Here is a 12,022-nt window from a genome sequence, read left to right as displayed (position 1 = left end):
CCCCATCTCTCATTTTTGGTAACGGAGAAGTCTCCGAATAAAGCTACTCAGCTAATAAGCCTTCACTCTATTTGCTTCTAAGGCTACGTTCAACCAATTGATTAAAAAAGCTCCCACCTTATGCTTTTCTCTCTTCATAATCAAATTTTAGTTTACTCTTCCTTGTACAATCGCATCAATATTCTTTACTAGTTTATCATCTGTCAACAGAAATCACAATATCTTAAACTAAATCTTTTGCAGCTTCTACTGCCGCTTCATAATTTGGCTCAGGTCCACCTGATTCTGGAAGAATTTCTTTATAACCGACTAAACCATTCTCATCAATAACAAAGACACTGCGTGCCAACAAATCAACCTCAGGAATGTAAACGCCAAATGCTTTACCAAACGATCCGTCATCCGAGAGCATCTCCATTTGCAATCCCTTTGCAGCACACCATTCTGTCAATTCTTCATTGGTATTTTTTGATACGGAAACTAGACGAACCCCTTCAATATCAGAAGCAACTTCATTAAATTCACGCGTCTGCTTATCACAAACACTCGTATTGATATTCGGGAAGACACTTAAAATTGTAACTTTTCCAGCTAAACTCTCTGTGCTTACTTCTTCCCCTGCTGTGTTCTTCAATGAAAATGCTGGAGCTTTCTCTCCAACTGTTGGTTGCGTTCCTTCAAGCTCTATTGGCTCACCTTTAAATGTAATTTTCATATTCGATTCCTCCTCGTCTCAATATCTTCATTATACCAAGTTTGTTTGGAAAAGTAAGGAATAACTCTTTTTATTTCGATGAAGCAAGTTATAATAACCCAGAAAAAGTATCTTTATTTTGTTGTTGGCTGGATAACTCTGAAGTAATATTTGTTATGACCAACCCATCCATAGCACGCTGGATTAAAGCATCTACATCTAATTTATCTTCATAATAACGAGCTTTATCCGCTCGTGGTTTTGTCTTTGGTGCAGTCGGTGCAAAAATGGTACAGCAATCTTCAAAAGGTTGAATTGATAAATCGAACGTATCAATCTTTTGAGCGATATCGATAATTTCTTGCTTGTCGAGTGTTGCTACAGGACGGATAATGGGGGTGTTTGTCACATCATTGATGGCAATCATACTTTCCAACGTTTGCGAAGCAACTTGCCCCAAACTTTCCCCATTAAAAATCGCTAAAGCATTTCTTTGTTCGCGAATCGCATCTGTTAAGCGCAACATCATTCTTCTTGTAACTGTCATTAAATAACCTTCTGGTACTTTTGCTTTAATTTCTTCTTGAATTTCTGTAAAAGGAACTTCGATAAACTGGACATTTCCTCCGTAACGAGTTAATTTTGCAGTTAAATCTTTTGCTTTTTGCAGCGCTTGTGGACTTGTGTAAGGCGGACTATGGAAATGAACAGCTTCAATTTCCACGCCACGTTTCATTGCAAGATAGCCCGCAACAGGGGAATCAATTCCGCCAGAAAGCATAATGACTCCTTTGCCGCTTGTTCCCACTGGCAATCCTCCAGCTCCCTGATACTTTTTCGTACTTATCAAAAAGTGTTCTTTTTTTACATCTACCCGCACAGTTATTTCTGGTTTTTTTACTTGAACAGCTATTTCTGGGATACTTTCTAAAACGGCAGCGCCAAACTCAGCATTCAACCAATTTGTATCATGTTCGTAACTATGGTCTGCACGACGAGTAGCAATTTTAAATGTTTTTCCGGCTGGCTCCATATCATTTACTAAATCAACGATAAATTTTCGTGCTGTTTCGAAATCGCGCGGTAAAACATAAACAGGCGAAAAGCTTTGAATCCCAAAAACATCTTTCAATTTTTCAATGACGCTTTTTTCATCTGCCCCATTTAAATCTAAAAAGATAAAATCATGGTCCGGTTTAATTTTTATTTGGCTGAATTCCTTGGTAGCGAAACGAATATTTTGTGCAAGTTTTTGAATAAATCTTCTTTTATTTCTACCTTTAGTAGATAATTCACCGAAGCGAATTTGGATACGTGTTTCCATAGTGAATTCCTCTCTATTTTTGAATAATGTTAAATTTTTTATGTAACTGTTTAAATACTTCAGTAAACCGTTTGGCTTCTTCCATGGTGTTTTCCTCGCCGAAACTTAATCGCACGGCGCATTTTGACCATTCCGAAGGTACACTCATCGACTCTAAGGTGGCAGGTACCTCTCCTTTTTTACTTGAGCAGGCACTGGTAGTAGAGATGATTATGTCTTCTTGTTCAAAAGCATGTACCATCACTTCACCACGGACACCCTGCAAAGCAAAACATAGAATATGAGCAGCTCCTTCTTCATGACTAAACAACTGAACATTAGGATATTGTTCTAAAAATGATCGGATATAATCTCGAATTGCCAGCTCTTTTTGGCGAGCTGCCTCTTTTCTTTCTATTGTCATCCGAAGCGCTTTAGCCGTTGCTGCAATTCCGCCAATATTTTCAGTTGAACTTCTCTCGCCCGATTCTTGCCCGCCGCCTGACAGCAAGGGTGCAATTCGTTTTCCATGCTTTTTATAGACAATCCCGACTCCTTTTGGTCCATGGAATTTATGAGCAGACAACACAAGAAAATCGATTCTAGGATGCAATAAAATTTGATTAAACTCTGTTACTGCTTGAACAGCGTCTACGTGAAAATGGATTGTTGGATGATTCTTCAACAATTCCCCCACTTCCTTGATAGGTTGGATTGAACCCACTTCATTATTAACAGCAATAAGAGAAACTAGAATCGTATCTTCCCGAATAGCTTCTTTCAAATCCGTCACAGAAATCAAACCTTCTTTATTAACTGGCAAATAAGTTACTTCAAAACCCAACTTCTCTAATTGTTGCATCGATCTTGAAACGGCAGGATGTTCAATACTGGATGTGATCAAATGTTTTCCATACATTCTTTTTTCCATGGCAGTGCCTTTGATCACCCAGTTATCCCCTTCTGTTCCACCGCTCGTAAAAAAAATCTCTTTCGGAGAAACGCTCAATAAGTCTGCTACTTGCTTACGTGATTGTTGCAGCAAATTATCTGCTAGCGTCCCGAGCTTGTGCAGACTGGAAGGATTGCCAAAGAAGGATTGATTGACTTTTACATAGGTATCCAATGCTTCTGGATACATGTATGTTGTAGCACTATTATCAAAATAAATCATTTTTTTCACTCTTTCTATTCTAATACAAAGCTAAAGCTGAGACATAAGTAGAAATCTACGTCTCAGCTTTCATCCACACATTCTTTATCAAATTCTTTTTAAAATGATTTACGGGATTTATCTTCAAAATAACCATTTTCTACTTTTTTAGCAGCTCCTGGTTCAATCTTATTCAAAATATCTTTCATTATTTCTAATGATTTTTCAAACTCATATTCTTCTTGGAATAATCGCAAAGATTCTGCAATTGCTCGTTCCACTTCCGGATTAGAATGGCGATAGCGATTCGCGTACTGTATGGTATATTCTGTCAAGTTTGCATTATCTAAAATTTCTTGTGTGCGGTTCTCCAACATTTCAATATCTTCTTCACACATTTTCACTAGTGATTCTATTTCATCCATGTCGATTTTCACTCGGTTTAATTTTGCCGAAACATCTTCGATACGATCAGAAACTGCGAAGAATAAATCCAGATAAACTTTCGGCAAACCTGGAAGATGTTGTTTTTCCAAAGTACGCTTCATATTACGCATATCCATTTCAAACAAATCAACTGAATCTTTTGCTTCTTTTTCACGGTTACGCAAATTGCTTAATTTTGCGACTAAATCAGATTGTTCTTTATCCATCTCGCTTAGTTTTTGGCTTAATTTCTCAAAATAACTTTTTGCTAGAGAATAAGCAATTTGGTGCTCAGACAACATTTTTTCATGGTAACGCAATGCTTCATTTTCTTTTAGCAGCTGCTCTTCAAAGTCTTCTGCACGAGCTAACTCATTTTGATTTAAAAAGAAGTTCTGAGATACACGATCAATCTCTAATAACACATAACGATTGCTCTGCAATACATGATCCATTTTTCGTGATAAGTTTGATTGATGGCGGTCAACAAATTCTTTAGCTGCCATCTCATTCTCCATAACCGCATAGCAGTCATCGATTTTACGTTCAACTTTATCCATTTTCTTCTGTGCTTCATCTATATCAGCTAAAGCAATAGAATCTTTTACGTCCTTAATAACCGCTTCGATGTCTTTAATCTTTTCAGGTACATCCACTTTATCGAATACGTAATTATCACTGACTAAACGTTCGTATCCTTCTTCTAAATCATGGATTTGTTCTTCGTATTCTTCTTTTATCTTTTTGTTTAATTCAGGAATCTTCTCAATTAAATCTTCCATTAATGTTAAATCTTCTGCGATACGATCTAAGATTTCTTTTGCTTCCATGTGGTCGCCTTCGTTCGTCAATGAGTTAAATTTAGAAAAGTCCAACTCCATATAATTCAAGTTTTTCTCCAGTGTTTCTACTGAAGGTCCGAATGTAAAGCTATGGGCAAGCAATTGTTTTCTTATTACATTGTACCGCTCTTGAACATCCTCAAGTTCTTTGCGATTTTCTTGGGCACTTTCCAACAATGCCTCCAGCGCTTTGTTTATTTTTTCTACGCTACTATTTGTTTCACCGATTAATTTTTCTGCATTTTCAGTTGCTTTCTTAGCTTTTACAAAGTTCATTTGCTGAATACTCTGTTCTGCGCTTAATAAAGCTGCTTCAATCTCTGGATATTGAAAACGGGTAACCGTCTGCCAAGTTGCTTGCCAACTTTCGTAGGTACGCTTTGTTTGACCGGTTAAATTAAGATGTTTCAATGTATACAAATTGTCGGCTACTGGTATTGCCATCATTTTAAATTTCTTTTCATCAAGCTCTTTAACGCGATTTGCTTGTTTTCGATTTAAGTAAAAAACTATTCCGTATCCTATCAAGACAATGATAAAAATACCTGCTAACCAATATATTAAGTCCATTTAAGAATCCTCCGTCTATTCAACTGGTGCCACTTTCTTCTAAAGCTGGCCACGATGTCAACATTCAGTATATCATAGAAGAATTCATAAAAAAAGCAAGCCTTTCACGTTTTTTGAGGAAAGAATCTAAATTTTATTTAACTTTTAATTTTTCGTGATTTTCCAGACTTTTTCTTGCATATTTTTACCAAGCATGCTATGATAATCTTCGTGTAAAATAATGCAGCGAAAGTAAAGCTTCCGCGTCAACAGCTTATCGCCTATCTAGGTTCAATTGCGTACCCTGTCGGCTGCATAAGGTGAAGATTGAAGGATAAACTGCACGCACTGCTGAGCTTTCAAACAAATTATTTTACTCCAAACAAACATTATTGGAGGAATAAAATTATGTCACGTTATACAGGACCAAGCTGGAAGAAATCTCGCCGCTTAGGCATTTCACTTTCAGGTACAGGTAAAGAATTAGAACGTCGTCCTTATGCACCAGGTCAACATGGCCCAACAAGCCGTAAAAAACTTTCTGAATATGGATTACAACTACAAGAAAAACAAAAACTACGTCATATGTACGGTTTAAACGAGCGTCAATTTGCTACTTTATTTAAAAAAGCTGGTAAAATGACTGAAGGTAAACATGGTGAAAACTTCATGGTTCTTCTAGAACGTCGTTTAGATAATGTTGTTTACCGTTTGGGATTGGCTTCAACTCGTCGTCAAGCTCGTCAGTTGGTAAACCATGGTCACATTACAGTTGATGGCAAACGTATCGACATCCCTTCTTACCAAGTGGAAGTTGGTCAAGTAATTGCTGTTCGTGAAAAATCAAAAGAAATGACTACAATCCGTGCTGCAGTAGACGCACTATTTGGTCGTCCAGAATTCATCACTTTTGACACTGAAACATTAGAAGGTTCTCTGAACCGTCTTCCATTACGTGAAGAATTAACAGCTGATATTGATGAGTCTTACATCGTTGAGTACTACAACAAATTAGGTTAATCTTTAAAATTAATAAGTATAGAATCCGCATTAAGTGGAATCTATACTTATTTTTTTACCCATCTTTTAGCACATAAGATTCTCTGTGAAAAATTACTTCACAAAAACTAAAGCAATCGTCTTCATCTGATTAAGAGCTGCTTCATTCTCAAATCATGATACGCTTTTGGCCAGTTCAACGGGAGCTTCTCCCAATTTTCTCCATACGTTTCACTTCGAAAGACACCCTTATTATTTGCTGCATAAAATACTCCTTGTTCCGTGGGAGAATTAGCTAATGCTGAAACTGTCATTCCTTCCGCCTCTGGAAGTCCTTTTTCAATAAGTCTCCAATTTTGATTATCTTCTCTCTTCAAAATAACGCTGTGTGCTTGTTCAGCCTGATAAGCCTGCCGTGGTCCTTTCGCTCCTGATACAAGTATACAATCTGGCTGATCCGCAGCTACTGCAATATTGACTAAATAAGTAAAGGGATCTAATCCCTTATTCTCCGTCTGCCATGTTTCTCCGCCATTCCGCGATTGAGCAAAACCGCCGCCAGCCGCTTCATAGATACGTTCTTCTCTCTTGGGATGGGTAGCCATTGTGTGACAATCAAACTGAGAACCCGGCTTTCTATCCTCCCAAGTCAATCCTTTATCGAGACTTCTCATCACACCACCTAATTCAATTCCCACAAAAACTTTATCTTGATTAAATCGATCAGCTTCAATCCAACGAACATGATGGGTATCTGGTCTTGGTGGAAAACTCCAGCTGGATTGGGAAGGAAGATCTAGTAAAGCCGGACAATCTGTCCACGTTTCCCCACCATCTTCCGAACGATAAAGACGACTTGGCTCGGTTCCGGCCCAAACGACTCCTCTTCCATTTATCACTTCAACTGGACTGACTGCAATTGCTGAAACCCGAAAAGAATTAATCCCCTTACCAGCAACTCGCCATTGTTTCCCGCCGTCATCAGAGACCCATAGACCATGGTCAAATGTTCCTGCATACATCCGTTTTACATCGTGAGGATCAAATGCTAAACACTCAAATTGCACTTGTTCAATCCTACGTTCTACTAACTTCCAATTTTCTTCCACTTCTTCAATTTGGACAATGGCATGTGGCATAACTAAATAACCGATTGTCATTATTAACACCTCCAAATATTGGCAATTCTCTAATTTTGCTCGTTTTACAATTATCTGGATTTAATCTTAGTCTGGTTACATTCCCTCTCCTTTATTATAACTGTTATAGCAAATAGAGTTAATTTATTTCCGGCGGTGAATGGTCTATCAAGGCAATTAGAGAATTTTAATGGCCTCTTTCCTTGATAAATAGTGGTTATCAAGGAAAGGAGGGGATAAAAAAGAAGGCTTTACCTGATTAGTTATTTTTATCAAGGGAAGTTTTCATTTTAATGGGTAGTTTTACCTGATAAAAGTCAAACAAGTCGGGGGGACTGGGTATCTAGACTTTAAGGGCCGAAAAAATTATAAACCGTTCCTTACACGATAAAAAGAGAAGTGTCTCTACTTTCATAGAAGCACTTCTCATAGTACGAAGACAAGAAAATTTAACAACCATTTCAAATTTCCATTAGATTTCTTAAATATACTCATTTTTTTTAATTTCATAACTAATAGATAGCTACTGGCCCATGAGGACCATCAATCACTTCAATTTTTGTTTCAAAAATATCAGTCAAAACTTTTGAGTCCATAACTTCTTCTACTGTTCCAAATGTGACAATCCGACCATCCTTCATAGCACAGATTCTATCAGAATATCTAGCTGCGAAATTGATGTCATGCAGAACAGTCACGATTGTTCTGCCAAATTCATTAGCAGCATATCTCAAATGTTCCATCATTTGAACAGAACTAGCAACATCTAGATTATTCAGCGGCTCATCCAAAAGGATATATTCGGTCTCTTGGCATAAAACCATTGCGACATACGCCCTTTGCCTTTGCCCCCCAGAAAGCTCGTCCAGGTACCTATTCTCTAGATTAGTCAGACCCAAAAAATTGATATATTTAGAAATAATAGCCTCATCTTCTTTCGTTAATCTTCCCTTTGAATAAGGAAAACGTCCAAAACCAGCTAATTGTCTAATCGTAAGTCTTGTTACAAAATGATTTTCTTGTCGCAAAATGGTCAAAACCTTTGCTAGATCTTCTGATTTTGTTTCAGAAACATCCATATTCGCTACCTTAATTTTGCCTTCATTCATATCCAAAAGTCTTCCAATCATCAATAGCGTCGTAGATTTCCCGGCACCATTTGGTCCAATTAAAGAGGTGAGACCAGCATTTGGTATTTCAATATTTAAAGGTCCTATTTCTACTTCATCCGTGTACACCTTTTTTACATTATCGATTTTTATCATAAAGTACCCTTCCTTAAAATTACAATTAAAAATGTTATTCCACCAAACATTTCAATAATAACTGAAACAACACCTTGAGCATTAAATACATGATACATAAAAAAGTATGCAGCTGTTATTATTAAAAATGCTATAGCGAGAGCCATTGGAAAAATATATCTATGATCATAAGTTGGCGCTGCTTGATAACTTAATGTTGCCACTAAAAATCCATAGAAAGTAAGCGGTCCAACCAAAGCTGTTGAAATCGACATCAAAACCGAAACTACTACAAGCGTATAAATTACACTAAGTTGATGTCTCACTCCCAAAGATGTAGAAACATCCTTTCCAAGCGACAATACATTTAAATTCTTAGAAAAAACAAGCAGCAGGATAACTGCAATGATTACAATTGGAATGGCAATAGGAAAATATTCAGAATCCGCATTGTTAACAGAACCAAACAATCTTGCTTGTAAAATATCAAACTCAGACGGTGCAAGAAGTCTTCTCATGAAAGATGAAAAGGACCTCAGCCCAGTTCCAATAATAACACCAACTAAAAGCATCAGTTGTAAGTCTCCGTATTTTCCAGAAAGCAGCCAGCCATAAAGAATCAAACACATTAAGACCATGACAATAACTTGAAATAAAAACGATCCGACACCACTGAAATTTATAAACGTCCCGGCACCAAAGAAAAATATCGTGCTCGTATGAATCGTGGAATAAAGTGCTTCAAATCCTAAAAGTGAAGGAGTTATCACTCTATTATTGGTAATCGATTGGAAAGCAACGGTCGACAAACTTTGACAAACCGCAGTAATAATCATTGCAATAAGGGCTACTAATCTTCTTCTAACAACCGGGATAAAAGAAGGTGAATCTACTGGAACTGGATTATTATGAACCAAAAGTCCATAGGAAGAAAGAAGTCCCAAAGCAATCAATATTATCAGCAAAATCCAATAACGTTTCTCTTCTTTCTTCGTCCGAAAAGCTCTAGCAGATCTATTGTCATTATGGAGGCTAGGATCGATGTCAACATTTTTTCTATTACTGTATAATTCGTTCATCTTGGCCTCCTTTGTCTTAATAAAATAACAATAAACACGATTGCCCCCACCGTTCCAAGTATCAAAGAAACAGGTACTTCAAAGGGCATGATAATTGTTCGGGAAATTATATCACAAATAGTTATTGTACCCATTCCTAACACACATACCCATGGCAAATTACTTCGAAGGTCATCGCCTCTATACATTGAAACAATATTTGGGACAATCAAACCTAAAAATGGTAAATTTCCAATAACAGCAGCGACGATTCCCACAGCAAAAGAAATAAGAATGGTTCCCAGAAGAACAATTATATTATAATTTACTCCCAGGCTTATGGTAACATCTTCCCCTAATCCCGCTAAAGTCAATCGATCGGCGTAGATAAAAATAAAAAAAGTAATGATAACAATCAACCATAAATATTCATACCTTCCAATTTGAACCGATGCAAAAGACCCTACAAACCAACTTTCAATATTTTGAGTCATTTGAAAAACAAGCCCTATAAAAGTGGAAAATGCAGAAATGACCGCTCCAAGCATCATTCCAATAATGGGAACTATTAAAGAAGAACGAAGTTTTACTCTTCTTAAAAAGAAAAAGAAAATCATCGTTCCTATAAAAGAAAAAACGATTGCACCCGTCATTCTTTGAACCAAAGTAGGTGCAGGAAATAATAAATAAACAAAAATAAGCCCCAAACCTGCCCATTCAACAGTTCCTGTTGTAGTGGATTCCACTAAACGATTCTGTGTAATAAGCTGCATTACGAGTCCTGCCATGGACATTGCTGCTCCAGTAAGCATTAATGACATCGTTCTTGGAACACGAGTTATGAAAAACATATTCATTCCGTCCTCTTGCCCTTGTATATCATAAACGCCCGTAAACAGTGATATAATACCTAAAATAATTACAACGATCATTGCTATTATAAAAGGTTTTGTCCATATTTTATTGTGATTAGAATGTTGGGACTGAGTATTCTCAGTCCCAAACGTTTTCTTTATTGTTTTTTTTGACATTTTACTCCACTACTTTGCTAAACTAGTTGCAAGTTCTTCAAATAACTCAATGTAAGTTTGTATTGATTCATTTGTATAAGTATCTTTTGGTGCGTAAATAATCTGTCCTTCAGAAATGGCCGTTACATTTTGAAGAGCCGGTGAGTTATCAATAACATCCTGAGCAGGAACTGCGTCAGATGTAGAGGATACTGCAGCATCACGGTCGAGTACAAATATCCAATCAGGATTACTTTGTGCAATCGCTTCAACAGAAACATCATCACCTTGATGATCTGAAGTAGAATTGTCGACTTCTAATGAAGGAACCCACCCGAAAATATCATACATTGGTCCCCAAACACGACCAGAATGAGGAGCAGAAAAACCAATATCCCCGCCAGAAACGACAACACTCATAACTGTATCGGTTCCATTATATGCAGTCTTAGCATCTTCGATGACTTGATCAAATTCAGCAATCAGTTGTTCAGCATCTTCATTTTTATCAAAGATTTGTCCCAAAGAAACTGTAGAATCTTTAAGGCCATTTACCAAGTTATCCCCTGGTGTATCAGCTTCCTCAGATACGTCAATATTAAGATCAATAACAGCTGCATTTGGTACCAATTCTTTTATCTCTTCATAATACCCAGCAAACCTTTGGCCCACAATCACTAGCTCAGGTTCTACAGCTGCTATTATTTCAAGATTTGGTTCTCGATGGTTTCCAATATCTTGAACTGATTCATTACTAACGTATGGCGAATCCGCAGGCATTACCCCTTTTGGAACAGCCGCTAATTCAATATCCCAATCAGCTAAAGTTTCAAAAATTCTATTATCCAAAGCAACTACATTCTTAGGATTTACCGGAACAGTAACCGTTCCATGAGCGTCGGTGATTTCTACCGTGGAAGTTTCAGCCGGCTCTGTAACAGATTCCGTTACGGATTCTGTAACTTCTGATTCAACCGATTCCTCTCCTGTGTTTGTACAAGCTGCTAATATGAAAGTCGATATCACTATGCTCATAGTCACTTTTAAAAATTTAGGTTTTCCCATACTTATCTCTCCCTATCTATCTTGAATGCTTGAAAAGCATATATATTTTATAAAAATTTAAAAATGCTAAAAATCCTTTCTCTATTTCTACTTAATGAGAATCATTCTAATTGAGAATGATTCTCAATTAACTTATCGCTTATTCTACTTCAAGAAAGTATAAATTACAACCTAAATCTTGATTTAAAGCGTTTTCTTATTAAAAAACAGTTAAAAAATACTGTTAATTATGAAATTCACATGGTTTTCATTAAAAAAGTGAGATTAACCCAATCTATTCCTATAGTGTTTTGTACAATTTCATCTAGTAGTGAACTCTTTAGTGGTCACTGGATGAGAATAATCGTGAATCTCATCCAGTGACTCGTGCTCAATTTTCCACTAGACGAGATTAGGGAAATAGCTCCGTGTATTTGGGGGGTCCATTAAATTCTGAGAAATTTTTCTTTTCCTAGGCAATAAGAAAAGCGGACAAGTCCGCCTTGGCCTATGAAAAAATAGGAAATTTGACCCTGAATGAGCAGCGAAGCGCGCAATGGG

Annotated in this window: 10 protein-coding genes and 1 other annotated feature (1 of these 11 only partly in view); of the genes, 1 reads left to right on the top strand and 9 read right to left on the bottom strand. The window is 37.0% G+C overall.

Translation table 11 applies throughout. The annotated features are described in order from the left end of the window. Positions 1–180, bottom strand: a binding site (T-box leader) (it extends 46 nt beyond the left edge of the window). Positions 181–223: 43 nt separating this feature from the next. The 4 genes from tpx to EJN90_RS10940 form a co-directional block, all read right to left on the bottom strand. Next, positions 224–715, bottom strand: a complete 492-nt coding sequence (gene tpx, locus EJN90_RS10955) for a thiol peroxidase (RefSeq protein ID WP_126111189.1) — start codon at positions 713–715, stop codon at positions 224–226. 88 nt (positions 716–803) lie between these two features. After that, the gene (thiI, locus tag EJN90_RS10950; protein WP_126111187.1) at positions 804–2,018 is read right to left on the bottom strand and encodes a tRNA uracil 4-sulfurtransferase ThiI; all 1,215 of its coding nucleotides are present in this window, start codon (positions 2,016–2,018) and stop codon (positions 804–806) included. 13 nt (positions 2,019–2,031) lie between these two features. Then, positions 2,032–3,171, bottom strand: a complete 1,140-nt coding sequence (locus EJN90_RS10945; RefSeq protein ID WP_126111185.1) for a cysteine desulfurase family protein — start codon at positions 3,169–3,171, stop codon at positions 2,032–2,034. Between the two features lie 98 nt (positions 3,172–3,269). Then, a complete protein-coding gene (locus EJN90_RS10940) occupies positions 3,270–4,988 on the bottom strand; it encodes a septation ring formation regulator EzrA (protein WP_126111183.1) in 1,719 nt (572 codons plus the stop codon). Positions 4,989–5,375: 387 nt separating this feature from the next. On the opposite strand from EJN90_RS10940, the gene rpsD reads away from it, so the two are divergent. Next, entirely contained in the window at positions 5,376–5,987 is a 612-nt protein-coding gene (gene rpsD / locus EJN90_RS10935; RefSeq protein ID WP_126111181.1) for a 30S ribosomal protein S4, read from the top strand. 122 nt (positions 5,988–6,109) lie between these two features. On the opposite strand, the gene EJN90_RS10930 is transcribed toward rpsD, so the two are convergent. From EJN90_RS10930 to EJN90_RS10910, 5 genes are all read right to left on the bottom strand, one after another. Beyond that, positions 6,110–7,126 carry a WD40/YVTN/BNR-like repeat-containing protein gene (locus EJN90_RS10930; protein ID WP_126111179.1) on the bottom strand — a complete coding sequence of 339 codons (1,017 nt, stop codon included), beginning with the start codon at positions 7,124–7,126 and terminating at the stop codon, positions 6,110–6,112. A 491-nt stretch (positions 7,127–7,617) separates the two neighbouring features. After that, entirely contained in the window at positions 7,618–8,370 is a 753-nt protein-coding gene (locus EJN90_RS10925) for an iron ABC transporter ATP-binding protein (protein WP_126111177.1), read from the bottom strand. Next, complete coding sequence (locus tag EJN90_RS10920; RefSeq protein ID WP_126111175.1) at positions 8,367–9,428, bottom strand: iron chelate uptake ABC transporter family permease subunit; 1,062 nt, start codon at positions 9,426–9,428, stop codon at positions 8,367–8,369. Before EJN90_RS10920 ends, EJN90_RS10925 begins: the two co-directional genes overlap by 4 nt. Next, positions 9,425–10,438, bottom strand: a complete 1,014-nt coding sequence (locus EJN90_RS10915; RefSeq protein WP_126111173.1) for an ABC transporter permease — start codon at positions 10,436–10,438, stop codon at positions 9,425–9,427. Before EJN90_RS10915 ends, EJN90_RS10920 begins: the two co-directional genes overlap by 4 nt. Positions 10,439–10,447: 9 nt before the next feature. After that, a complete protein-coding gene (locus tag EJN90_RS10910) occupies positions 10,448–11,482 on the bottom strand; it encodes a siderophore ABC transporter substrate-binding protein (protein ID WP_126111171.1) in 1,035 nt (344 codons plus the stop codon). Between the last annotated feature and the right edge of the window lie 540 nt (positions 11,483–12,022).

Source organism: Jeotgalibaca ciconiae (assembly GCF_003955755.1).
GTDB lineage: Bacteria > Bacillota > Bacilli > Lactobacillales > Aerococcaceae > Jeotgalibaca > Jeotgalibaca ciconiae.
This window is presented reverse-complemented; position numbering and strand designations above follow the sequence as displayed.

Excerpts from the sequence above, each read along its gene's own strand:
- tpx (WP_126111189.1), bottom strand. The coding sequence starts at position 715 with ATGAAAATTACATTTAAAGGTGAGCCAATAGAGCTTGAAGGAACGCAA.
- thiI (WP_126111187.1), bottom strand. The coding sequence starts at position 2,018 with ATGGAAACACGTATCCAAATTCGCTTCGGTGAATTATCTACTAAAGGT.
- EJN90_RS10945 (WP_126111185.1), bottom strand. The coding sequence starts at position 3,171 with ATGATTTATTTTGATAATAGTGCTACAACATACATGTATCCAGAAGCA.
- EJN90_RS10940 (WP_126111183.1), bottom strand. The coding sequence starts at position 4,988 with ATGGACTTAATATATTGGTTAGCAGGTATTTTTATCATTGTCTTGATA.
- rpsD (WP_126111181.1), top strand. The coding sequence starts at position 5,376 with ATGTCACGTTATACAGGACCAAGCTGGAAGAAATCTCGCCGCTTAGGC.
- EJN90_RS10930 (WP_126111179.1), bottom strand. The coding sequence starts at position 7,126 with ATGACAATCGGTTATTTAGTTATGCCACATGCCATTGTCCAAATTGAA.
- EJN90_RS10925 (WP_126111177.1), bottom strand. The coding sequence starts at position 8,370 with ATGATAAAAATCGATAATGTAAAAAAGGTGTACACGGATGAAGTAGAA.
- EJN90_RS10920 (WP_126111175.1), bottom strand. The coding sequence starts at position 9,428 with ATGAACGAATTATACAGTAATAGAAAAAATGTTGACATCGATCCTAGC.
- EJN90_RS10915 (WP_126111173.1), bottom strand. The coding sequence starts at position 10,438 with ATGTCAAAAAAAACAATAAAGAAAACGTTTGGGACTGAGAATACTCAG.
- EJN90_RS10910 (WP_126111171.1), bottom strand. The coding sequence starts at position 11,482 with ATGGGAAAACCTAAATTTTTAAAAGTGACTATGAGCATAGTGATATCG.